This is a genomic window from Sphingobacterium cellulitidis (assembly GCF_043187465.1).
GTDB lineage: Bacteria > Bacteroidota > Bacteroidia > Sphingobacteriales > Sphingobacteriaceae > Sphingobacterium > Sphingobacterium cellulitidis.
The window spans coordinates 1,957,518-1,982,973 of sequence record NZ_CP171136.1 but is presented as its reverse complement, the minus strand read 5'-3'; the positions used below and the strand labels follow the sequence as shown (position 1 = coordinate 1,982,973).

Here is a 25,456-nt window from a genome sequence, read left to right as displayed (position 1 = left end):
GAACAGTAAAAAGGAGAAATGGTTATCCATTTCTCCTTTCTATTAATATCATCAGCATCAAGCTCAAAACAAATCGTTCATCATCAACTTCTTTGTCTGTCAACTTGTTGACGATAAATTTCCGACCAAAGAATGATGGCTCCTTTGTAATCTCAAATACCGCCTCGTCATTATTATCTCGTAGAAGGTAGGAAGGGTTAAATACATATCCTGAAAGCATCCCTATTAAAGGCAACTCACCAAAAAGCCCATCCCAAAATTTCACCCAAGGATTCTTTTCCTTTATGGTATGGTCTTGTTGATCATTCGCATCCATTAAATTAAAAGTGGACCGCCAAAGAGATTTAATCGATTTTCGCCGTACTTTCCCTATAACCTTCCCGGTCTGATCAGTGATGGTGAAGGTCTGTTGAAAATCAATTAATTTATTCGATTTCAACTCATATAATAACTCTGCCTTGTTCTCATCCCGATAAACCATAATATGATCACGAATGGTAAAAATCTTCTCGCGAACATAATAGATGCTATTCCCTAATGCATCTTTTGCCGAAAAATCATTCGCCAAACTTGTTACGCGAAACCGAAAGTGTAATGGGTATTGAAGGTCTTTCATAAAATAAAAATAGAGAATAGATTTGATAATTTTCTAACCCCATTTTTACATTTTATTAATAAGCTTATTAAGCACTTTACCTAAACCTAATTTAATATTAATGTTATCATAACATCCCCACTCTACTTTTGCTCTTAATCTTAAAACAATTGTAATATAAGTTTGAAACTATTCAGAATCTTAAAGTTCACATTCAACCTTATTTATTAAATTTAATACAAATTGAATTCTACCTAAATCTGTTTAGCTGGAAATTCATTAAAATCAACAAATGAAAAAATTAATCTATAGCCTAAGCTTGGGAATTGCACTCTTTAGTAGTCCTATTGCCTTTGCTCAAGTAAAACCAATTGCATTTCTTCCTAATGCTCATTCCCATAACGATTATACGCGTAATAATCCCTTCAATCAAGCCTATGGCTTAGGTTTTGGCTCTATTGAGGTAGATCTGTTCCTAAAGGACAATGAACTTTATGTTGCACATGACCCTGAAGAAATCACAAAAGAAAACACCTTCACTAAACTCTATCTTCAACCGATTTTAGATGCTTATAAAAACAGTTCAGATGGCTATTTATTTCCAAATCAAGGTCAGCTGCAGCTTCTGATAGACCCTAAAACGGATGGTGCTCCAATCTTGGACCTACTAACTAAAATCCTTAAACCACATCGCGAATTATTTGATAGCAAAAACAACCCTAAAGCGGTCAAAATCGTTATTAGTGGAAATAGACCAAAGCCTGCTGATTTTCATAAATACGATGATATTTTTTATTTCGACGGAACATTAAATGAAAAATACAACAAACAGGAATTGGAAAGAATCGGTTTAATCAGTGCTAGTTTTGGCTCCCTATCCAAATGGAATGGTCTAGGTAGACTTACAGACAAGGATTTGTCAACTGTAAAAGGCAAAGTGGACTCTGTTCATAGTATTGGTAAAAAAATACGCTTCTGGGCAGCCCCAGACACAAGGACAACCTGGTTTGAATGGCAGAAAATTGGAATTGACTTTATCAATACCGACAAACCTTTTGAACTGAGTGAGTTTTTAATCAATGCACCGAAAACCACTTATCAAGAAAAGGAGGCCTATCAACCCTATCAAATCAAAGAAAAATTCCAAGCGGGATTGAAACCTAAGAACATTATCCTTCTGATTTCTGATGGTGCTGGACTATCCCAATTATGGGCAGCAGCATTGGCAAATAGAACGCAATTAAATGTTCTGAACATGCCCTTCACAGGTTATCTGATTACCCAACCTACTGATAATTATCACACGGATTCAGCGGCCGGCGGAAGCGCAATAGCTACGGGATATAAGACTAAAAATCGCCATATAGGTGTGGATAGCCTCGGAAATAAAGTTCAGAATATTCCTGATAGATTATCATCTATAGGAATGAAAACAGGCATTATTTCCAATGATGAGCTAATTGGAGCTACTCCTTCTGCTTTCTATACCCACGTACAAGAAAGAGATTTTTCAGATCAAATCGCTCGCGATATCCTGGATTCAAAACTTAATTTATTAATGGCAGGAAATAGTAACTCATTCAAAAAAAATAATGGCGAACTATTGGCTGACTTAAAGAAAAAAGGCTTTGAGGTACACGAAGGTTTAGATAACCTTAGCAAATCCAAGGCTAATCAAACCATTATTTTTGAAGAAGATAAAGTCGATCATAAATGGAATAAATTGGATAAAGATCAATCTGACTTAAAAACTTCATATAGATTTATTGAGCATGCTTTGCAACCTTCCATTGATTACCTCAACAAAAACAACAATAAGGGATTCTTTCTTATGATTGAAGGCGCTAAGATTGATGGTGGCGGCCATAGTAACTCAACCGGTTTTAGCATCACAGAATACCTAAGTTTTGACAAATTAGTGGGTCAGGCATTGGAATATGCAGATAAAAACAAAGAAACCTTGGTAATCGTCACTTCTGATCATGAAACTGGTGGAATGATAATTCTAGATGCAGATTCTAAAAATGGAAAAGTCTCAGCCAACTTCGCTACTAATGACCATACTGGAATCCCAGTTCCTTTGTTGGCCTTTGGTCCCGGAGCAGAAAACTTCCAAGGATTTAAAGACAACACTGAAATAGCCAAAATTATTTATCAGCTCAAGAACTTAAAGTAATATTCATAAAAAAAGGATGGCTAATAACCATCCTTTTTCATTTTCAATATTTTAATACTTCCATTTAAGTTTATCAAATACTTTTGACCATAACCAAATCGGACCTATAGTCAATAAACTCAAAAAGGAGGCATTCCCTTTTTTTACTTTTGAACTGCTGAAGAATAATCCCAACAAACTGATAACAGCAATAATACTGCAAACCAAAATCACGCTCGGCCCACCATCTCGCTCAACATATTCCAATTGTACAATGAAATAACTCATTATACCTATGCAGAATAACACAGCATAGGATAAGGTTGGAGCTAACTTCAAATAACTGTAAACCACAATGGCAATGAAAAATGACCCCCAATTTAAAAAGGTATGAGCATTCATTTTTACTAGAAAATCAAATTGAGGAAATGGAATCATCCAAATCAAGCCCATAATGGCGAAAAAAGCCAAAAACAGAAAAATACTATAAACGATAAGATTACCTTCACCATAAGTTTGGTCTAACTCATTAAAATACCGCTCAACAGGTCTTGTATTTTCTACTTTTTTATTGCTTTCTGGCGCCTTTTTCTTCATGCCTGCAAAGTTAACTATTCTTAGCTAACATTTCACTCTTTCTATAGGCATAATAGAAGACCACAGGCAATACCGCAAAGGATAAAATCAAACAAATCAATAAACCTCCCACAATCATAATAGCGAGGGGCTTTTGAATCTCAGACCCCATCCCACTGGATAATGCTGCTGGCAATAAACCCATCGACCCCATCAAAGCAATCATTACAATCGACCTGATCCTGCTCTTAACGCCCATATCAATAGCTTCTCTCAAGGAATTCTTTTTGAGGTAATCCTTCATCACTGCAATCAGAATAATTCCATTAATGGTATTTACTCCAAAAAGAATGATCAATCCAATACCCGCAGATATTCCGAAGATTGTCCCTGTAATCCATAAGGATAGAAAACCACCAATAAAGGCAAATGGAATCGTAATAGCAGCAATCGCAGTATCTTTCATATTACCAAAATTGCTATACAAGAGAACTAATATCAATAATAAGGAAATTGGAATCACCGTCATCAACTGCTTCGTAGCCCTTTCCTTACTTTCAAACTCACCCGCCCATTCCATATAATTCTCCTTAGGAAGCTTAATTTCTTTCGCCACAACCTCCTTCGCCTCTTCAATCGTACTTCCCAAATCACGTCCTGAAATACTGAATCCAATTCCGATATAACGGCTGTTTCCTTCACGATAAATAAATGCAGGACCAGTCACATAACCTATACTCGCAATCTCCTTTAATGGAATATTCTCGCCCGTACTACTTGGGATAAGAATATTCCCAATCTTTTCTGGACTATCCCTATATTCTTTGTTGAAACGTAATACCACATCGAACTGCCTGTCTTTCTCATAAAATTTCGTAGCAGCTTGACCACCAATTGTCATGGCAATCACTGCTTGAACATCTTTTGTAAAAACACCGTATTTCGCCATTTTGGAATCATGTAATTGAATCCGCAATTCTGGTAACCCAATATTCTTGTAAACATTAATATCCGTGATCCCACGAACCTTAGCAATTGATGCAGATACCTGATTCGCATAATCCTCTAATCGATACAAATCATCCCCAAATATTTTTATCACCAATGAACTCTTAACCCCAGCTACATACTCCTCAACGTTATCTTGGATAGGTTGGCTAAAACCAAAATTAATTCCTGGATATTGATTTAACTTAGACCTCAATTCTTCAATAATATCCGCTTTGCTCAATCCCCTATCCCATTCACTTTCATCTGTCAACTGAACGTTGAATTCAATATTGAAAAATCCGGTTGGATCGGTACCATCATTTGGACGACCCGTTTGGGTTAATATAAAATCGATTTCAGGACAGGTGGAAACCATCAATTCCTTCATCTCCTTGGTCAAACGGCTGGATTCATCCAGGTTAATGCTATTCGGCAAAGTCGCTCGGATATAAATCGCTCCTTCGTTCAACTGTGGTAAGAATTCCGAACCATAGTTCATAAACTTTACTGAACACAAAGCTAATAACCCAATAAAAAGGCCTAAAGTCACTCGCTTATACTTCAAGGCATAGCTGTATAACCCATATATGCTCTTATGAAAAAACTTCGTAATGAAATTTTCCTTTTCCTCCATGCCCTTTGTAAATAACAACTTACACATGGCTGGAACATAGGTAAGACTTAGAATCAAAGATCCCAACAGGGCATATCCTAATGTAAAGGCAAGTGAGGTAAACATCTTACCCTCAACTTTCTGAAAAGAAAATATAGGCAACAACGCAACAATCAATATCATTAAAGCAAAGAATATATAGGATGCTACACTTCCCGCACTCTTCTTAATAACACCCATTTTTGACATCTTTGCAAACCGCTCTGGACCAACTTTATGGGATAAGGTTGCTAATGCCACGAATACAGTTTCCACAATAACCAAGGTACCTTCCAGTAGTAAACCAAAGTCCAAGGAACCCATTGAAATTAAATTCGCTGGTAAGCCTTGAATCTTCAACATGATAATGGCAAATAAAAAGGAAAGCGGAATAACGGAGGCCACAATAAATGTGGATTTCCAATTATACAGAAAAATAAACACAATTAATGATACCAGCAGTACTCCCTCAACAATATTCTTTGAAACCGTTTTTACGGTACTATCGACCAATAAGGTCCGGTCAACAGCTGTTTCAATCTTAATCTGATCACCTAGAGTTCTTGTGTTAAGTTCCTCAATCTTATCTTTCAACCGCTCAATAACCTCCGATGGGTTCTCCCCTCTCAACATCACCACAATCCCCTCTACAACATCGTCCTGCTCATTAAATCCAACTTTACCTAATCTCGGTTTATTGGAAATTTCAACCTCTGCTACATTCTTGATCAAAACCGGCGTAGAACCGTTTAACTTAATGGTGATATTGCCGATATCTTCTATCTTATCCAACAAACCTACTCCGCGAACAACATAGGCCTGATCCCCTTGCTGAATTACATCTCCCCCAACATTAATATTGGACTTAGAAACAGCTTCGAAGACATCTGAGGGTGAAAGGTTAAAATTCTTTAATTCTGTCGGATTGATCTTGATCTCATAAATCTTCTCCTCGCCGCCAAAGCTGATCACATTCGCGACCCCAGGAACGGAAAGCAATTCCCGCTCGATTACCCAATCCTGAATTGCTGAAACTTCCTTGATGGGCAAATCACTCTTTAAAATATACCTAAAAATCTCACCCGTAGCCCCTGAAGGAGGTTCCACTGATATGGATGTACCTTCTGGCAAATCAACTGAAGCTAATTTATTGGAAACATATTGTTGCGCATAGAAATCCTCTACATCGTCCTCAAACTGAACCGTCACTACCGACAAACCAAATAATGAGATAGAACGAATATTAGACTTCCTCGGAATGCTGTTCATCTCTTTAGAGATCGGCAAGGTCACTAGCTTTTCAACTTCCTCAGCACTTCTACCTGGCCACTGCGTAATAATTCTGGCTCTCGTATTCGTAACATCTGGAAATGCTTCAATGGCAGTATGCTTCAAGGCATAGACTCCCGCAAATAATAATACAAGAGTGGCAAATAATATGAAAGTGGTATTCCGTAAGGAAAACGTCACTAAATTCTGAACAAACTTCTTCATCCTTACAAATCCTTTAGCTGTTCAAAAATTAATAATGCGTTACTCGCTATAATCTGATTAGATCCTGCTAATTTATTCCTTACATAAGTGAACTCTTCATTACTTGCTATGATATCAACCTTTTGAGGCTCTATATGGCAATCATCCTTATACAACAACATGTAATACTCATTATTACTAAAAACCAAAGCCTTGTTTGGAATAGCAAAAGCCTTTTCGTCCTTCCTTTGCTTATCAATAATAATGTCTGCACTTAATCCAGGCATCAGGTTCAAGTTCTGGTTCTCAAGCACCACTCGCGCTTTCATAACATGCTCATTCGCATCAAAAACATTGTAGATCTTGTCAATCTTTCCAGTATAAATTTGATCCGGATACGCGATGGTCTTTACCTTAACCTGATCCCCAGTCTTGATATATCTCAGATTGCTGGCATATACATTCAACATCACCCAAACTTCCTTTAGATTCGAAATCGAAAATAGAGGATCACTCTCCTGTGTGATAATTTGTCCCTGACTGATATCCTTTTGAATGATATATCCGTTTTTAGGTGCTAAAATCTGAAACGTACCTTCGCCAACTGCATGATAAAGCTGCAAGGATTGGTTGATTCTATTCAATTCGATTTTTGATGATTCCAATTCATGCTCAACCTGAAGTAATTCAGGCTCTGAAATCATTCCATCTTTTAACAAATCTCTTTTTGTAACCAATAATTTGGACAATAGATTTATCTGGTTCTCCTGGGCTTTCTTTTGCTGGAATAAACTTTGAATCTCCGTCGATTTTATAGTTGCAAGGACTTGCCCCTTCCGTACTTGATCCCCTAACTCAAAATCCACCTTCTCAACAACACCAAGTAATAAACTTCTAAAAGTGACCAGATCATTTTCATTGTACTCAATCTTTCCTGACAACGTGAGTTGTTCAATGATTGGCCCTTCTTCAACCCCAACAATTTCTGTCGATTTCTTCAATTGTGGATTGATACAAAACTGTTTAACACTATCGGTCTCACTAAAATGTTGCTTCTGGCTGTTTCCACAGCCAGTGCAACAAACAATAAGGGTAATTATTACTGAGGGTAATGCTTTTAATATTTTCATTGTAAATCCTTGCCTACTAAATATTGTAATTCTTCAATGCTATTTGAATACTTTTCCTGTAACTCTAAAAATGCTTGCTGAACTTCTCGCTGCGCCTGTGCAAAATCTATAAACTCTATTAATGTAACCTGACGCTCCTGTAGGTATTTGATATAGTTTTCAAGTACCTCAACCTGCCCCTCACCATGATTCTCCTGCCACTGCTCTAGGTTGCGGGTATAGATTTCTAGCCTATTCAATATCTTATCAATCTCATTCCCTAAGGTTAATTGCCCCATGGAATAGCTGACTTGATTTTGTTCTAATTGAATTTTCGCAGCCTGAATATTTCCTTTGTTTCTATTAAAAATGGGCAAATCAATATTCAACCCGAACCCAATAAAATTATTCATCACATTCCCACCTCTTTCATAATTCATCAGGAGATTGAAATTGGGGGTTCTATGAGCTTTTTCTAATCGTAGCTGGCTTTCTGAAACCTGGATTTCATTATTTAGAGTCTGTAAATAGATATTCTGACTAAGGGCTTGCTCCTTCAAATTTGAGGGTAGAGTTTTGAATTTATCCATGGAAAACTCAACAAAAACAATGTTTTCTACTCGTAATTCAGGAATCTGGGTTAATACCCTCAATTCCTGTATCCGATCATTCATCTCCGTTTTAAGGTCTAAAAGCTCCTTTTGAATCCCTATCAACTCAGAATTCACCCTGAAATAGCTTACTTGAGAGATATGCTGCTTGCCAGCCTGAATTTTATATTGTTCATTTAATTGGCTAAATAAACGATGTACGGTATTCAACTCCTTCTCCTGCAGTTGCAATCTTCGAATACTGTGTAAATTATTCCTTAAATCCAGCCGCAATTGCCTTAAAACCTCTTCAAACTCCAATTGCGAGCCTTCTTGCTCAGCTTTCTTGATCGCAATTCGTTTCTTCCGCTTACCTGCAGTTTCTATCAATTGCTCCAACTCCATATTCAATTGCTGCTTACTCCCATAATTGCCAATTAGGTTTGGCATCGTCTCGAAAGACTTATTCGCCCATAAGTTTAAATTATCAACCGTAAGCGTTGGATTAGGCCATAGTTTTTCCTGTATTAGCAAAGCCTCTGCCTTGTTAACCTCATATTTCTTGGCAATAAGTTGTAGATTATTTTTTTGGAACAGATTCTCCAAATCCGCTACCGAATAGGTCTGTGCTTGCACCAAACAGAACCCACAATTAAACAATAAGAATAGATAGAATTTCCTCACCTTTAATATTTTGTACAAACCTAGCGTTCGCAGATTAAGGTGATTTTTAATTTAGATTAGAATTCGATTAGAAAATTAAGGATACCTGAGTGCCATTCCCTGTACTCGTTATCTCCAAATCAATTTTATGCAGCATAAAAATAATATTGGCCATAGAAAGCCCAATGCCCTTTCCTGAGTAATTCCCGGTATTTTCCCCTCGAAAGAAATTCTGTTTTACTTTTTTCAGATCCTCCTCAGAAATTCCAATTCCCTGATCTTTTACCTGTAGAACCAATCTTCCGTCCTGCTCTAGAATAACAACAGTAACCTTCTTATTGTCAGAATATTTTATCGCATTTTCAATGATATTATTGAACGCTAATTCCAGCAATTTCTCATTGCCCTCCTGAAAGAGTAAATCATTGCGCTCCACTTTGATTTCTACTTCAATATCTGCATGATAAAAAAGGATCGCATTTTCTATGACCTGCCAGATGATTTCGTCAATTCTTACCCTGGAAAACTCAAAACTCGTCTTTGCACCGGACAGTAACATCATCTGCTCCAAGGTTTGTTCAAGATCATTGATGTATTGCTTTAACTGAACAATGACCTCCTCATATTCAGCAGCATTTCGTTTTCTCTGATTCGTCACCTCCAAGGTCCCTAGTAAAGCGGTAATAGGCGTCCGCAATTCATGCGACACATAGTCAATAAAATTCTTTTGAACATGGAAGGTCTGGGATATCCGATCCACAAAATGATTGTAAGTATTTACTAAATCTTGAATTTCGGAATATGAGCGATCCAGATATATAGGCTTGTCAAAATTCTTACTATCTCTTTCCTTTATCTGATTGATGACCTTGATAATAGGTTGATAAGCAATATAACCTAAAAACCGGGAGAAGAAATAAATAATCAATAATCCTATGAGAAAGGAAATAATCAAAATATGAAGCAGGGATTGCATTTGATTATTAAAATCATCCTTGGATTCCCGGGTAACAATTACAAAATCACCCTCATTATCCTCATAATAAATACCATTATAAAAGTAATATTCTGTTGTAAAAAAGGAATTCTTATCATTTCTGACGGTCTCAATAAATTTCTGAGGTATATCTGAAATACTCACCATATCCCCCGCAATCTTCCCATTTTTACTATCGAAAACCGCAATATTCCTCCTTGAAATTGTTTTCTGTAATTGCTTTTGAATATTCTCATGCTCCAAACTGCTGAGCTCATCTCTTTCAAGATAATAGATGGCCGATAATAAGGACTTGCTTTCCAAACTCTGCTGTTCAGACTTTTCCATCTGAACGTAATACAAAAAATAAATTCCAACAGAAATCAATAGCGTGATCACACTAAAGATTACCAATGAATAGAGCGCTAACCGATGCTTTAATTTCATGAATCAGCTTTAAACATATATCCAACACCCTTAATGGTGTAAATAAACTTTTGATCCGAACCTTCTATCTTATTTCTTAAATAAGAAATATAAACATCCACCACATTGCTATGATTATTGAAAGTAATGCCCCAAACAGCATTTAAAACCTGCATCCGACTTACTGTTCTATTCTTATTCTCCACTAGGTACATCAGAAGCTTAAATTCACGCGGCGATAACTCAACTAATTCAGAATTCACATAGATCTTATATTGATCGGTGTCAATTTGTAGATTGGCAAAGGTTAAAACAGGATTTTTCGGCTGATCGCGCAGATGATATTGTCTTCGTCTACTCAATGCATTGATCCTTGACAATAACTCCTCGAAATGAAAGGGTTTGGTTAAATAATCATCAGCACCATAATCCAGGGAACTCACTTTATCTTGAATGCTATTCAATGCACTCAACATCAAAATCGGAGAAAAAACCTGCTTATATCGTAAGGTCTGAACCAATTGTATTCCATCTATCCCCGGTAACATGATATCGAGAATAATCACATCCCAGTTAATCTTTAAATTTTCTTCCTGCAAGGCATCTTCAGCATTCTTACATAAGGTCACTAAGAATCCATTTTCTTCTAATCCCTTTATTAGAAAAGAACTTATTCGCTGATCATCTTCTACAACTAATACTTGCATATACGCTAATTACATCAAAGTTAGCTATTTAACCAAATTAAACAGGTATTTAAGTTCAATTCTAATCAAATTCTAATGTTGCAGAAACAAAAAAAGGCCCATCTTTCGATGAGCCTCCTATGATTGAATTCATTATTTTATTTAGCATAAGAAACGGATCTCGTTTCTCTAATTACGGTCACTTTGATTTGACCTGGATAAGTCATTTCCGTTTGAATACGATTTGAAATATCTGCTGCTAAAATTTCTGCCTGTGCATCTGATACTTTTTCACTTTCAACAACGACACGTAATTCACGTCCTGCTTGAATAGCAAAAGTTTTCTCTACTCCAGGATACGATAAAGCTAGATCTTCTAGTTCTTTCAATCGCTTGATATAACTTTCTACCACTTCACGTCTTGCGCCTGGGCGTGCTCCTGAAATAGCATCACATGCCTGGACGATAGGTGAAATCATGGAAGTCATCTCAATTTCATCGTGGTGGGCTCCAATTGCATTACAAACATCTGGATGCTCCTTGTATTTCTCAGCTAACTGCATCCCTAAAATTGCGTGTGGCAATTCTGGATTGTCATCGGGCACTTTCCCGATATCGTGCAACAGCCCCGCGCGCTTAGCATGCTTAACATTTAATCCTAATTCCGCAGCCATTGTAGCCGCAAAATTCGCAACCTCACGTGAGTGTTGTAACAAATTCTGACCATAAGACGAACGATATCTCATTCTTCCTACCATACGAATCAATTCCGGATGTAAACCATGAATTCCTAAATCGATAACCGTACGCTCACCGATCTCTACAATCTCATCCTCGATTTGAGTGCGTGTTTTTGCAACAACTTCCTCAATACGAGCTGGGTGAATACGACCATCTGTAACCAATCGGTGTAAGGATAATCTCGCAATCTCACGACGTACTGGATCGAATCCCGAAAGAATAATCGCTTCCGGCGTATCATCAACAATGATTTCAACCCCTGTCGCCGCTTCTAAAGCTCTAATATTACGTCCTTCACGACCAATGATACGTCCTTTGATCTCATCATTCTCAATATTGAAAATGGAAACTGTATTTTCAATCGCCGATTCTGTCGCCGTACGTTGAATCGTTTGAATAACGACTTTCTTCGCTTCTTTTGAAGCTGTTAATTTCGCCTCATCAACAATATCTTTGATTTGCATGATCGCCTGAGAACGAGCTTCCTCACGTAATGAGTTTACTAATTGTTCTTTAGCTTCATCAGCCGACAATCCTGCAATACTCTCTAATTGCTTGATATGCTGACCTTTTAATTGTTCAACTTCATCCTTTTTCTTGTCGTTGAACTCAATCATCTGATCCAATTTCTTAGTCTTACTATCTAACTCCTGCTTCTCGCGGTTTAGATTTTCCAACTTCTGGTTCATCGATTGTTCCTTCTGACGGATGGTATTCTCTTTCTGAGATATAGTATTATTCTTTTGGCTTACTTCCTTTTCATGCTCTGCTTTCAATTGTAAAAACTTCTCTTTCGCTTCCAATTGACGCTGCTTCTTGATATGTTCCGCTTGCTGCTCGGCATCCTTTACAATTTGGGCTGCCTTATCATTCGCCGATTGCTCCTGCTTCTTGAACAACATCTGTAAAAGATATCGCCCAATAAAAACACCAACAACCAGTGAAATTATTATTGATATAGTAGTTGATAACTCCATTTGTTATTATTTATAATTTAATATGTTAATGTAATAGCGTTTTTCCAAAAAAAAACCGCAATTAAATAAATCAGGTACCATGTATTATTAAACTTCGATTACACATGATTTGAGCGTATGATCATGACCTAGATGGCTTACGCAAAATGGCCTACATCTTTAATATTGCTCGTGATATTGAAGCGTTAAGTTTAAAATAGTGACAACCCGAATTTAATTGCGGCAAATTCGTCGTTACAAGCTCTAAATTCTAAGAACGTAAACGTTTTATTTCTTGAAGAAATCCGTCAAAATATTGTCCAGCTCATGAATGGAATTTTCAATACCCGAATCCTGGGTCTTCGTATTCCGCTCAGCCTTGATCATTCCCGTCGCGTATTGTAAAACACACATCGATAATAAATCCTGCTTATCACGAACTGCATAATTATCCTGCAATTCCTTAATCTTTTCGTTTATTAGCTTCGCAGCATATCTAATTACCTCTTCCTCCTCCGTCTCTACACGTAATGGATATACTCGATCTGCTATATTTATTTTTATGGAAATCTCTCCCATTTTCTTTGAGCTTAATAACGTAATAAGTCTATTCCTCTTTCCCTATCCCTTACTTCAACAGACTTATACATCTGTCTATTTCTCGCACAAAATCGTTAATTTTTCGTTTTGTGTCAAGTACTTTTTCATTTATAGCATCTTTATCAATCTCCGAATTGTCTAATGTCTTCGCAACTGCCAATGCTTTCACCTTGTCTTCCAGTTGTTTAACCTTATCCGAACTCGTCTCAAATGCAACTTGCAATGATTGAACTTCTAGCTTTAACAAGTCATTCTCCTCTTGCAAGGCTTCACACAATTGAATAAGATTTTTCGTTTTCTCAACGATAATATTCATTTGGGAAGATAATGACGCCATAGTATTTCGCAATTAATGTATAATGATTTTAGCGCACGGATGCACCTACTTCTTTCTCAAAGTTAATAATTAATTTTTGAATAATCGCATCAATTTGTTTGTCTGTAAGTGTTTTTTCTTCATCCTGAAGCACAAAACTCAATGCATAGGACTTCTTACCAGACGCTAATTTTTCGCCCTTGTAAACATCAAATATCTGAACCTCCTTCAACAACTTACGCTCTGTTTTTGTGGCAATTAATCGCAACTGTTCAAATGTTACTGAATCATCCAATAACAAGGCTAAATCACGGCGTACTGATGGGAATTTAGATACTTCCTTATAGGTAATCTTATTTTTCTTGATCACTTTAATCAATAAATCCCAATCAAACTGTGCAAAAAATACAGGACCATCAACATCAGCCTTCTTCAAATTCGCCTTTAATACAGCTCCAAATGATACTAAAACCTTCTCCCCTTTTCTGTAACTCAAGCCGTAGTCAAAGTAGGTACCTTCGTAATCTTCAACTCGGATACCCTCAACCCTTAAACGCTTGATAATATCATCTACCGCAGCCTTTATATCATAAAAACTAACTGATTTATCACTCGCATTCCACTGTTCTAGTTCTTTCTTACCCGCAATGGCAATTGAGAATAATTGTTTCTCAACATATGATCCATCTACTAGGTTGTAAGACCTTCCATATTCAAAAACCTTCAAATCCGCACTCTTGCGTTTTTGGTTATATCCAATTGCAACTAACGCAGAAAACAATAGATTCTGACGCATAACATCTAGATCACTACTCAATGGATTCAACAACTTAACAGCTGTTTCACTGTTTTCCAAGTAATCATCCTTTGTCAATGAGTTCGCTAGAATCTCTCTGTAACCATTTGCAACCAATAAATCCGCAATTTGGTTTAATACAACCTCTTTGTCTGGCTTCTCTGAGGTATTTAACGATGCTTTGATTTGTGTCTTTAACTCGATATTATTGTATCCATAAATACGTAAAACCTCTTCTACAATATCGATTTCACGCGTTACATCTACCTTATATGGCGGCACTAAGACATCAAATCCCGCCTCCGTTTCATTCTTGATTTCAATTCCCAAACTAACAATAATCTCACGAATCGTTGTCGCTGGAATATCTTTCCCGATGACACGTTGAATATTCAAATAACTTACCGGGAATTCAAATGGCTGTATTGCTGTTGGATATAAGTCTACAATAGAAGATGAAACTTCCCCGCCTGCTACCTCTGCAATTAAAATAGCCGCTTTTTTAAGCGCTTCAACAGTAATATCTGGATTCGTACCACGCTCAAAACGGAATGAAGAATCTGTTTTTAAAGCATGTCTCTTTGATGTTTTACGAACTGAAACCGGATTGAAATATGCAGATTCAAGGAAAATCGAAGTACTAGACTCCGTTACTCCTGAATATTCTCCTCCAAAAACCCCAGCAATACACATCGGCTTTTCAGCGTCTGCAATCACTAAATCTTCTGAAGATAACTTACGCTCAACCCCATCCAATGTCTTAAAACTCTCGCCTTCCTTCGCTTTTCTGACAATAACTTTATTCCCAGCAATCTTGTCCTGGTCAAAAGCATGTAATGGCTGACCTAAATCATGTAATATATAGTTGGTCACATCAACAATGTTGTTGATTGAACGAACACCAATTGCCTTTAATTTATTTCTTAACCATTCTGGTGACTCTCCAACCTTTATATTCTTGATATTTACTCCTGAATATCGTGGCGCATCCTCCAATGATTCTACTACCACTGAGGTCCCTGTACCACTTTGATCCTGATAAGCTGATAAATCAACTGCCTTCAAGAATGTCCTGAAATAGGCTGCCAAATCCCGAGCTACCCCTAAATGAGATGCAGCATCCGCACGATTTGGTGTTAAACCAATTTCATAACAGTAATCATCTTCCATCTGGTAATATGATTTCACCAAACTTCCAACCGCAGCATCACTGTCTAATTCAACAATTCCTGCATGTGAAGTACCTAATCCGATCTCATCCTCACCACATAACATCCCTTCGGATACTTCACCACGGATCTTAGATTTTGTGATTTTAAATGGCTCCCCATTCGTTGGATGACAAGTCGTACCTACTTGGGCAACGATTACTTTTAAGCCAACCCGAACATTGGGTGCTCCACAAACGATATGTAATAATTCTGGACCTCCAACATTAACGGTGGTAACCTTCAACTTATCTGCATTAGGATGTTGCTCACAAGTAATAACCTCGCCTACAACTAATCCATTTAATCCTCCTGGAATACTTTGCTCAACTTCCAAGGATTCTACCTCTAAACCAATATCTGTTAGAATTAAGGAAAGTTCCTCTGGAGTCTTATCTATATCAATAAAATTCTTTAACCAATTATAAGAAATTCTCATCGCTACAATTTTTCAAGACACAAAGATAGAACTTTGTGACCTAAATGCACAGGTTTTTTGGACTATTATCAGGATTTACAATATTCCAATCCGTTTAATTTAATCCCAACCTCAAAAATTTATTTATTAACCCTGAAATCCGTCTAATTTATTACTTTATTTACTGGACCTTAATTTATTATTTTTCAAGTCCACAAAGACGTTCCAAATGCTGATATCCAATACCAAAGTATTGCTTCAATTCTTGAATCTTATTTAAAATCTCCGCTTGTTTTTTACTGTCTGTCGATTTCTTTAAACCTACCAACATTACATTTTTTGGGGTATGTTGATCGGAGATAAACTGCATCACTCGCATCTCATAGCCATAATATTCCATGATCAAAGACCGAATACTATCAGTCAACATTTCAGCATGTCGCTCCAAAAATATCCCATATTTGATCATAAAGTCCAAATCATTCTTAGCCTTCACAGCCTCCAATTCCCGACGAACTTGCTTATGACAACATGGTGCAACCACTATCAATGATGATTCATTCTGAATTCCCTTAAATATAGCATCATCCGTCGCAGTATCACATGCATGTAAGGCAATCAAAACATCAATCGGCTCTTCCGATCTGTAATCTTCAATTGTCCCTTCTACAAAACTCAAGCCTTTAAATCCAGAATCTTTTGCAACCTGATTACAAAAGTCAACCAGGTCTTTCCGGAATTCAACTCCTACCACTTCCACATCCCTTTGTAAATTATTCTTTAAGTAATCATACAAACCAAACGTTAAATAGCCTTTACCTGCTCCCATGTCAACAACCTTCAACCTTTTCTCCCTCGGCAAATTAACCAAGGAGCTACTCAATAATTCTATATAATGGTTGATTTGCTTCCATTTATCCTGAGCATTTTTATATACTTTACCCTCTGAATCAGTTAAATTCAATTGATGTAAATAGGGTTTGGAGGAACTCGTTAATTTCCGTGCCTTCTGATGATCATGGGAATAAGATTGACCTTCTCTTTCGGCTACCTTTTCCTGTTGAACTCGCCACTCCGCTTTTTTATTCATCTGAAAAACCAAATTCTCTTCTATCAGTTGAACATTCACCTGACGAAAGCCCTTAAACCCAACTAATCCTTTTATTTCACCGATGGCATCCTCAATGGAATAGTTCTTCGTGATGTCTTTTGTTTGATGACGATAAACAAAGGATAACATCAACTCTTGCTTGATTTCTACAGGTTTTATATAAATGTTTTTCAGACTGGTTTCTGCCCCTTTGTAATTTCCTAAGGAAAGCTTGATTAAGCTTTTATTCTCAGTTAGTAAATTCAAATCCAACAAAAACTTCTCGAATACTGTCATAATATTTTTATTTCCCAGCAAAGATACGTCCTTTTAATGTACATTTGTGTATGCCGAATCCTACAATAAAAGCCGTTTTCTTTGATATTGATGGAACTTTATTAAGTTTCAAAACACATCAGGTTCCGGAGTCTACCGTAGAAGCTATCAGACTCCTACAAACCCATGGTATAAAAACCATAATCTCCACCGGAAGATCCATCAATAGTATCGATCATATTAAGTTCTTGGACTTTGATGGATATATCACTTTTAATGGCGGCTATTGCCTGACAAATACCTTCGAGGTCTTACATAAGCAAACCATTAATAGCAATGATATTCAATCGGTAATGGATTATGCGAAGGAAAAACCTCTATCCTTTTCTTTTATGTCGGAAAAAGAAATTACAATTCACGATGTAACCCCTGAAATAGCTGGCATGTATGCACACTTAAATCTGCCTGTTCCAAAACTTGTAAATATGGATACAGTCGATACCAGCAGCATCCTTCAAACAAATATTTTCCTGGGCCCAGATGAAGAGAAAGAATTTATGGAAACCGTCATGCCAAATTCTCTGGCTTCAAGGTGGACTCCTCTATTTGCAGATGTAAACCCAAAAGGATTGAGTAAAAAAGTAGGGATTGACATTTTCTGTAAACATTTCGGGATCAATATTGAAAACACAATGGCTTTTGGTGATGGCGGAAATGATATTACCATGCTCAAGCACGTGAACTTAGGAATAGCAATGGGCAATGCAAATCCGGAAGTAAAACAGATTGCGGATTATGTTACAAATGATGTTGATGATAATGGCATCTGGAACGCGTTGAAATATTTTGAAGTTTTATGAAAAATACCTTAAATTAGGTATTGGAATTATCGATATAGCTAAATATATTTGAGATACAAACTCAAATTATTAACCCACATGAAAATTTATCCGAAACTAGGACGAACGCTGTTATCATCCTTCCTTCTACCCGCATTACTAATTCCAATTCATTCAAAGGCTCAACAAAACACTGTAAAATTCAATTTATTACCTCTGGTAGGTAAAACCTTTACTTTCGAATACGAAAGAATGGTTGCCCCTAAAATGAGTGTAAATGCTAGTGTTGGCTTTCGCCCAAAATCTTCAATCCCTTTCAAAAATTTATTGACTGAATTCATCGATGATGAAGCATTCCTCGATGAAACTAAATTAGATCACTTTACCTTCTCCCCTGAATTTCGATTCTACACCAGCAGAAAAGGATCAAATGGTCAAGGTTTTTATATTGGCCCATTTTTCAAATATGCCAAATATAACCTAACTACAAATTATCCATATGAATCAGACCAAGGCAATATTGAACATATTCCATTAAATGGAGGGCTCAAAACATGGGGATTTGGCTTTGCCATTGGCTCTCAATTTAAATTATCAGATGCCGTATTCCTGGACTTCCGGATCTTAGGCCCTCATATCGGTAAAGCTACGGGGACAATTTCAGGAAAAATGAACCTATCAGCACAAGAACAGGAGGAATTAAGAAATGAACTGGAAAATCTTCAAAACGATATCATCAAAATTGAATCTAACGTTGATTCTGAGGGAGCAAATGTAAAGGCTAAAGGCCCATGGCCTGGAATCAGAGCCGGCCTCTCAATAGGATATAGGTTCTAATACAAAAAAAGCAGGCATAGAATTTTGAAATCTATGCCTGCTTTTTTTGATCTATGATTAAGAAAGAACTACATCTTCCTTAGCCATTAAATATCGTTCTGCTTCTAATGCTGACATACAGCCCGTACCTGCAGCAGTAATTGCTTGACGGAATACATGATCTTGAACATCACCACATGCAAATACACCTGGAATATTCGTCGCAGTACTATCGGCTTTGGTAATTAGATATCCTGTTTCATCCATGTCTAAAATACCTTGGAATAATTCCGTGTTCGGCTTATGACCAATCGCTACGAAAAATCCAGTTACATCAATATCTTGAGTTACATTCGTTTGATTATTGATGACACGGACAGCATTTACAACCTGTCCATCACCTAGAATCTCAACCGCCTCGGTATTATATAAAACCTCGATATTTGCCGTATTATTCACACGGTGTACCATAGCCTTCGATGCACGGAACTCATCCCTACGAACCAACATGTAAACTTTTCTACATAATTTAGCCAAGTAGGTTGCTTCCTCCGCTGCTGTATCTCCAGCACCAACAATCGCAACATCCTGACCCTTATAGAAAAATCCATCACAAACAGCACATGCTGATACGCCGAAACCGTTGTATTTCTCCTCAGATTCTAAACCTAACCATTTTGCTGTCGCACCTGTAGCAATAATCACAGTCTCTGCTTCAATGGTCTTTATTCCATCAATCTCAACTTTGTGAATACCACCATCATTCGAAAAGTCTACCTTGGTCGCATATCCAAAACGAACATCCGTTCCAAATCGCTCTGCCTGAGCACGTAAATCCTCCATCATGACCGGACCTGTAATTCCTTTTGGATAACCCGGAAAGTTATCAACCTCCGTGGTCTGAGTCAATTGACCCCCAGGGACCATACCTGTATAAACAACCGGTTTTAAATCTGCTCTCGCCGCATAAATAGCCGCTGTATAGCCCGCAGGCCCTGATCCTATAATCAAACAGGAAACACGTTCAATCTCTTGTTCTTTGTTAATCATATTATTGTATGGTTCTTTATTTTTTAAATTTATCTTGTAATCCCTTTAACATATCATTCGTAATGGGCTTACTCGGCTCCGGCTTCCGATCCGGACGCTTAAAATCCTTCGAAGCATTCTCCGGCGTCGACGGATTGTTCTGTCTAGCCTCTTTTTTCTTATTTTTATGTTCGTTCCAGATCCCTTCTAAAACCTTCTTCGTATATAATGGAAAATCACCATTCTGCATCCAAGCATAATAACTCGGCTCAATATCAAATACATCAACGACTTTTTTCCCCTTATGTTTTCCAAAATTGATCGTTGGATCACCTTCTTCATCAAAAACTAGGCGTCCTGCAAAATCAACCGGTTTAGTCAAATTCGTAAAGCTGTGTAAGGCCTCAACATCATTGATAACAGGTTTCGAAACTACACCATGCTTATCCTCATATTCAACATCTTCATATTTGGCCAATTGAGCCTTTAAAACCTCATAAGTTGCACGCACATCCGCTTCTGCAGTATGCGCATTATCCAAATTCTCATTGCAATAAAACTTATAGGCCGCCTTCAAGGTTCTTTGCTCCATCTGATGAAAAATATTTTGAACATCAACAAATGAACGTCCTTCTAAACTAAAGTTCACGCCAGCACGCAAAAACTCCTCCATCAACATGGGAACATCAAATTTATTCGAATTATATCCCGCTAAATCTGAATCTCCAATAAAATCTGCAATCTCCTGAGCACGATCACGAAAAGTCGGCAATCCTTTTACATCCTCATCATAAATCCCATGAAACATAGAAGATTCCGCAGGAATAGGAATCTCAGGGTTCACCTTCATCGTAAGGGTTTCTTCTACTCCACCCGGATTTACTTTTAAAATCGATACTTCTACGATTCTATCATTCGATACTTGGACACCCGTAGTTTCCAAATCAAAAAATGCCAACGGGCGCTTTAAGTTTAACTCCATTATCAATCTATTAGTTCAGAATTGCAAATATGACAAAAATACAAAATCTATCGCTCACAATTGACCAATAAAACTAACATAAAGTGTTTTAAATGTAAAATCAGTTATTTCTGAGCCACAAAGGAATGATCACTCAACGTTTTTAGAAAAACGATGATATCTTCCTTCTCCCCAGCACTCATTGGTATCCTATTATCATTTTCCTTGAAAATCGGATCTAAGTTATCCGAATCTATCACCCCGCTATCCATATAATCTAAAACCTCATTTAAAGTCTTAAATTGCCCAAAACTACCATATGGTGCAGTAAATTCTATATTCCTTAAACTCGGCACCCTGAATTTCATCAAATCTGAATGCTGCCCCGTCACTCTCGCTCGACCAGCTTCCTCCTGATTCGGATTCAATGGAAAACCTATATTCCTAAAACTTTGGTCAGTAAATAATGCTGTAGAATGACAACTCTCACACTTCGCCTGAAATAAAAGATAACCCCTCATTTCTGTTAAAGTAAAAGTTTCCTTTTTTTGTTCTACAACCCTATCATACTTACTGTTAGCACTTATTAATGTGTATTCATATTGCCCAATACTTCGATAGATCCTCTCGGCTGTGATCTCCTCATCTGCAAATGCTTTCCGAAATAATTCCTTATACTCTGGATCTTGCTGTAATTTCCCAATGACCTCCATTATCGACGAATTCATCTCCTCATGGGTAATAATAGGAACCAAAGGCTGTTTCTCTAAAACTAGAATATTACCATCCCAATTATAATGATTCATAAAAGCCATATTCTGAATTGGAGGTGTATTCCTAAGCCCTACGCGATTATTTATCCCAATAGCCTTAGGATTTCCATCTGCAAAAGCCTTCGTCGGCTGATGACAGGACGCACAGGAAATAGTGTTGTTACCACTGAACCTCTTTTCATTGAACAGCCGCTCCCCTAATTCCACTCCATATTGGGTTGGTCTATTAGCTTGAACAGACGTATTCATCAGCGGAAATCCTTTCGGTATTTCCAATGCTATCTCTGGATTATCAAACGGAATAGCATCTATTTCTTCTTCCCGACCGCAAGAAACAATCAATAAAATGATAAAAAATAGAAATCCTAACTTTTTCATATAACCTTAATGAAAAACCAAATAAACAAGCCATCCCTATTGAAATAAGGATGGCTTAGGCTTATTTAATTCTCTACTTTGCTGACAGAAAACATACCTGTCAAATCGCTAACAGCATTTCCTCCTAAATTGTCCACAAACTTTACCATCTGAACGGCTGTATGGATATTTGGAGTCGCATTATCCTTACCACCTGTTCCTGTAGTCAAGGTGATTGTATTGGTCTTACCACTCAACAATTTATCGAAATCTGCATTAATGCTGATTTTTGGAGATGAACTTCCTACAACAGCAGTACTGCTCAAGTTCAATGAAATCTCACGATATGCATCTACCCCTTGAGTGTAAGCTCCTTCTTTACCTTCAACAGTGCTTCCTGTATGAATGGACATCTGCTTATTGTCAGAACCATAAAACCCTTCCAGCTTCGTAAAACGATATCCAGCGCCCCATTCCCACATCATCTTCGTATCATTTGCTCCTGCTGATTTATAAAAATTAGGAAATTTGGTCTCATCTAAAGTATTCAACTCTTTTTTAACCCCTAATCCAAACTTAATCTGCTTATACTCTCCAGTTGGAATGTTGGTCAATACATAATCTAAAGACTGCGGTTTAGCCTGATCGATTACAGTAGCTCCTTTATCTAAATCATTGATATGGTATGGAATCTCTGTTCCCTCTGCTTTTACCAAACGAATGTTGCTGATAACATACTTGATTTCTGAAAAATGATGTATCTGCCCGGAAGCAGATGTATTCTTGCTAGCTGTAGTAGAATTGGCATCCCCTAAGACAATCGCTTTGCCCTTGAAAGTATTGTCAAAATGTAAAGTAATATTATTGGCAACAGGATTTACATTGTCTTTTGAACAGGATACAATGGTAGAAACAGCAAATAAAGCAACGATAATTTTTATTGAATTTTTCATTAGAATAATCTCTTTTAATTTTTTAAATACTTGATTTTTATTATTTTATTATTATTTAGTTAAACTTATACTAAAACAATAATAGGTGGTGGAATAAAAATCTCTCGCATCGGCTCATTATAATTCTCTTCTTGATAAAGAATTCTTTCTTCATCCGATTCTAGTATGGTTTCATCTAATTTATACTCAAAAACCGAAACAACAAATAACTCTACCCTGGGGTAATTCTTAATGTTGGCAGCATCTGATTGCTCTTGTGAATCTAATTGTTTTCTTAAATGACATAGACCATGACATTCCATCCCTGGCCTATTTTTATTGACACAGTATGCCTGTTCTATCCGTTCCTGATTGAGTTTGAAATGCATCACGATAATAGCCTGCTGGAATCCCAGAAATAAGGATAAGACTATTAAGAAAACACTAAAAACCCGAACCATCATTTTAAAAGCTAAGTTTTAAGGAACTGAATACATTTCTTCCCATTCTTGGAATATTTCCCCAATCTGCATAGGTACTGTAATATTCATTAAATATATTCTCAGCGCCCACCTGAACAACAGCTTTATATTTTCCTAGATTCAAACTATAATCTGCCGAAACATTCCAAACCTTATAGGCTGCAGTTAGATCTTCTCCATATTCAGGACTGTAATTATTTTGTGCAAAATCCCCATTCAATGAGGTTTGAACACTAAAATCATGAAACATATAGTGCAAGGAGGTCTGATAACTCAAAGGACGGATAAATGGTAAATTCCCTCCTCTCGCATCCTTTGCCCTCGCGTAGGTTACATTGGCTTTCCAATGCAAATGCTCCAAAATATCATAATGGGCGTTCAGACTGAGATTAAAAATCTGTGCATGATCTAAGGAAGTATAGCCTTTAACCCCTACTGACTGGTAGTTCATCGGACTTCCTAAACTTAGTATCCGCCCAACTATATAATTCTGTATATAGAAATAGTTGACCTTCGCATCAATTCCCATCCTTTCGGTTTTATAACCTGCACTAGCATTGGCTTCATAGGATATCTCGTTCTTTAAATCAGGATTCCCGATATAATCATAGCGATCAAAACTATTGTAGATATAATAGCCATAACCTTCTGAAACGGACGGCGCTCGCTGACCATAACCTGTTCCAACGGTGAAATTGAAATTATCAACCTGAAGGTCATAGCTAGCATGTAATCCTGGAAGTAATCTATTTTTCTCCTGTGGCGTTCCAGGATGGAAAATCCAGTTAAACTCCACATATTTCGAATGATTGTAATTCCAACCCAGAGATCCCCCAAAGTTCAACCTGCTATGCTCTGAAAAATCATAAGAATTATTCATCGCTACACTAGCAAAGCGACTGGTTACCCAAGGCCAACTATAAGCAAACATGGTTTTCTTACTTCGATCCTGCGGATACATCGTCATCTCAGCAATGGATAAATTCTGATAAGCATTTAGCTGTATATCTGAACTATAGCTACCTTTTTGTAAATTAACACTTGACACCAAACCGTAGGTGTTGCTCCATCCTGGCATATCCATATGCACCAAATTTTCTGGTCTTTTGGTGTCATCCATATAATGCTCTATGGCATTAAAGTATACCTTCGTATCCCAAACTTTGATGATCCCCTCCTCAAATAATTGTTTATATGCTGCTGAAGTAATCAAGGCTCTGGATAACCACAAATCCATCGGCAGTGCTGGATAACCAACATCATTGGCCTGATCGAAAATCGCATCTACACGGATGGAAGATAAGGTACTCGTCTTATACGCCAATCCCAACGAACTATTGAACTTGCGATATTGCGAATGTTTGACCTCATCATTGTTTCCATCAAAGTAATTACCAGCTTTCCGATAAGAAACACTTGCGTCTGCAACAAACTTTTCACTACTATAAGACAGATTTCCCAAATTGAAAAACTGCTTATTATTAAACTCAAAGCCGGTTTGATAAGACCCTTTGTATTGAGCAATGCTATCAAAAGCTGAACTTTTCCGTTTCAAATCGATACTCCCGGAAACAGTAGCACCATGCATACTACCCTGCTGCCCTGATTTTATATCTATCGTTGATAGGTTGTTGCTCTCCACATAGGAAGTGATAGGGTCCATCTTATCCGTACAAGCCCCGAAAATATGCATCCCATCAATGGTGATCGTAGAACGCTCGGAACTCATATTGTTTAACATAGGCTCCCAAGCATAGGCCCCACGCTTGATAAAACTAATTTTATCAGAAGAAGCTAAAAACTCATCCACTGAAACCGCCATTTTCATGTCCGTTTCTATCTTACGCTTTCGTAAGCCCGTAACTTTTACTTCTTCTATATTTTGAATGGTATCTTTCTTGTTTTTCAAAGTATCCTGCGCATGTATTTCTACACTTGCCATCAACATCAAAAAAACGATTGTGATTTTATGCAT

21 protein-coding genes are annotated in these 25,456 nt (G+C 37.2%); 3 read left to right on the top strand and 18 right to left on the bottom strand.

Translation table 11 applies throughout. The features are described from left to right. Positions 1-22: 22 nt before the first annotated feature. The gene (locus tag ACF3OC_RS08735) at positions 23-616 is read right to left on the bottom strand and encodes a hypothetical protein (protein WP_094282016.1); all 594 of its coding nucleotides are present in this window, start codon (positions 614-616) and stop codon (positions 23-25) included. A 271-nt stretch (positions 617-887) separates the two neighbouring features. On the opposite strand from ACF3OC_RS08735, the gene ACF3OC_RS08730 reads away from it, so the two are divergent. Then, positions 888-2,771 carry an alkaline phosphatase gene (locus ACF3OC_RS08730; RefSeq protein ID WP_392471455.1) on the top strand — a complete coding sequence of 628 codons (1,884 nt, stop codon included), beginning with the start codon at positions 888-890 and terminating at the stop codon, positions 2,769-2,771. Positions 2,772-2,822: 51 nt separating this feature from the next. On the opposite strand, the gene ACF3OC_RS08725 is transcribed toward ACF3OC_RS08730, so the two are convergent. From ACF3OC_RS08725 to ACF3OC_RS08675, 11 genes are all read right to left on the bottom strand, one after another. Beyond that, positions 2,823-3,347: a hypothetical protein gene (locus tag ACF3OC_RS08725; RefSeq protein WP_094258066.1), complete on the bottom strand. Its 525-nt coding sequence runs from the start codon at positions 3,345-3,347 to the stop codon at positions 2,823-2,825. Between the two features lie 10 nt (positions 3,348-3,357). Beyond that, positions 3,358-6,462: an efflux RND transporter permease subunit gene (locus tag ACF3OC_RS08720; protein WP_392471454.1), complete on the bottom strand. Its 3,105-nt coding sequence runs from the start codon at positions 6,460-6,462 to the stop codon at positions 3,358-3,360. 2 nt (positions 6,463-6,464) lie between these two features. Next, positions 6,465-7,571, bottom strand: coding sequence for an efflux RND transporter periplasmic adaptor subunit (locus ACF3OC_RS08715; protein ID WP_392471452.1), 1,107 nt, complete (start codon positions 7,569-7,571; stop codon positions 6,465-6,467). Beyond that, the gene (locus ACF3OC_RS08710) at positions 7,568-8,824 is read right to left on the bottom strand and encodes a TolC family protein (RefSeq protein WP_144043746.1); all 1,257 of its coding nucleotides are present in this window, start codon (positions 8,822-8,824) and stop codon (positions 7,568-7,570) included. Before ACF3OC_RS08710 ends, ACF3OC_RS08715 begins: the two co-directional genes overlap by 4 nt. Positions 8,825-8,891: 67 nt before the next feature. Next, a complete protein-coding gene (locus tag ACF3OC_RS08705) occupies positions 8,892-10,226 on the bottom strand; it encodes a HAMP domain-containing sensor histidine kinase (protein ID WP_218823995.1) in 1,335 nt (444 codons plus the stop codon). Next, on the bottom strand, positions 10,223-10,912 hold the full coding sequence (locus ACF3OC_RS08700; RefSeq protein WP_094282011.1) for a response regulator transcription factor: 690 nt from the start codon (positions 10,910-10,912) through the stop codon (positions 10,223-10,225). Before ACF3OC_RS08700 ends, ACF3OC_RS08705 begins: the two co-directional genes overlap by 4 nt. 137 nt (positions 10,913-11,049) lie before the next feature. Beyond that, positions 11,050-12,609, bottom strand: a complete 1,560-nt coding sequence (rny, locus tag ACF3OC_RS08695) for a ribonuclease Y (RefSeq protein ID WP_094258071.1) — start codon at positions 12,607-12,609, stop codon at positions 11,050-11,052. Between the two features lie 267 nt (positions 12,610-12,876). Next, a complete protein-coding gene (locus ACF3OC_RS08690) occupies positions 12,877-13,167 on the bottom strand; it encodes a cell division protein ZapA (RefSeq protein WP_094258072.1) in 291 nt (96 codons plus the stop codon). A 49-nt stretch (positions 13,168-13,216) separates the two neighbouring features. Continuing rightward, the gene (locus tag ACF3OC_RS08685) at positions 13,217-13,525 is read right to left on the bottom strand and encodes a hypothetical protein (RefSeq protein ID WP_094258073.1); all 309 of its coding nucleotides are present in this window, start codon (positions 13,523-13,525) and stop codon (positions 13,217-13,219) included. 28 nt (positions 13,526-13,553) lie between these two features. Next, positions 13,554-15,947 (bottom strand): phenylalanine--tRNA ligase subunit beta, encoded by a 2,394-nt coding sequence (gene pheT / locus ACF3OC_RS08680; protein ID WP_094282010.1) that lies wholly within the window; start codon positions 15,945-15,947, stop codon positions 13,554-13,556. A 178-nt stretch (positions 15,948-16,125) separates the two neighbouring features. Further along, positions 16,126-17,313, bottom strand: a complete 1,188-nt coding sequence (locus ACF3OC_RS08675) for a class I SAM-dependent methyltransferase (RefSeq protein ID WP_392471449.1) — start codon at positions 17,311-17,313, stop codon at positions 16,126-16,128. 50 nt (positions 17,314-17,363) lie between these two features. On the opposite strand from ACF3OC_RS08675, the gene ACF3OC_RS08670 reads away from it, so the two are divergent. Together ACF3OC_RS08670 and ACF3OC_RS08665 are read left to right on the top strand one after the other, a co-directional pair. Further along, the gene (locus ACF3OC_RS08670; protein ID WP_094258076.1) at positions 17,364-18,152 is read left to right on the top strand and encodes a Cof-type HAD-IIB family hydrolase; all 789 of its coding nucleotides are present in this window, start codon (positions 17,364-17,366) and stop codon (positions 18,150-18,152) included. A gap of 78 nt (positions 18,153-18,230) precedes the next feature. Beyond that, positions 18,231-18,968 (top strand): DUF3575 domain-containing protein, encoded by a 738-nt coding sequence (locus tag ACF3OC_RS08665; protein WP_094282008.1) that lies wholly within the window; start codon positions 18,231-18,233, stop codon positions 18,966-18,968. Between the two features lie 57 nt (positions 18,969-19,025). Here ACF3OC_RS08665 and trxB read toward each other — a convergent pair whose 3' ends face one another. From trxB to ACF3OC_RS08635, 6 genes are all read right to left on the bottom strand, one after another. Beyond that, a complete protein-coding gene (gene trxB / locus ACF3OC_RS08660; RefSeq protein WP_094258078.1) occupies positions 19,026-19,997 on the bottom strand; it encodes a thioredoxin-disulfide reductase in 972 nt (323 codons plus the stop codon). A 16-nt stretch (positions 19,998-20,013) separates the two neighbouring features. Beyond that, on the bottom strand, positions 20,014-20,958 hold the full coding sequence (locus ACF3OC_RS08655; protein WP_094258079.1) for a 3'-5' exonuclease: 945 nt from the start codon (positions 20,956-20,958) through the stop codon (positions 20,014-20,016). A gap of 104 nt (positions 20,959-21,062) precedes the next feature. Beyond that, a complete protein-coding gene (locus ACF3OC_RS08650; protein ID WP_094282007.1) occupies positions 21,063-22,088 on the bottom strand; it encodes a cytochrome-c peroxidase in 1,026 nt (341 codons plus the stop codon). Between the two features lie 65 nt (positions 22,089-22,153). Beyond that, entirely contained in the window at positions 22,154-23,020 is an 867-nt protein-coding gene (locus ACF3OC_RS08645) for an MbnP family protein (RefSeq protein WP_094282006.1), read from the bottom strand. A gap of 65 nt (positions 23,021-23,085) precedes the next feature. Then, positions 23,086-23,463: a hypothetical protein gene (locus ACF3OC_RS08640; protein ID WP_094282005.1), complete on the bottom strand. Its 378-nt coding sequence runs from the start codon at positions 23,461-23,463 to the stop codon at positions 23,086-23,088. Position 23,464: 1 nt separating this feature from the next. Beyond that, on the bottom strand, positions 23,465-25,456 hold the full coding sequence (locus tag ACF3OC_RS08635; protein WP_256962595.1) for a TonB-dependent siderophore receptor: 1,992 nt from the start codon (positions 25,454-25,456) through the stop codon (positions 23,465-23,467).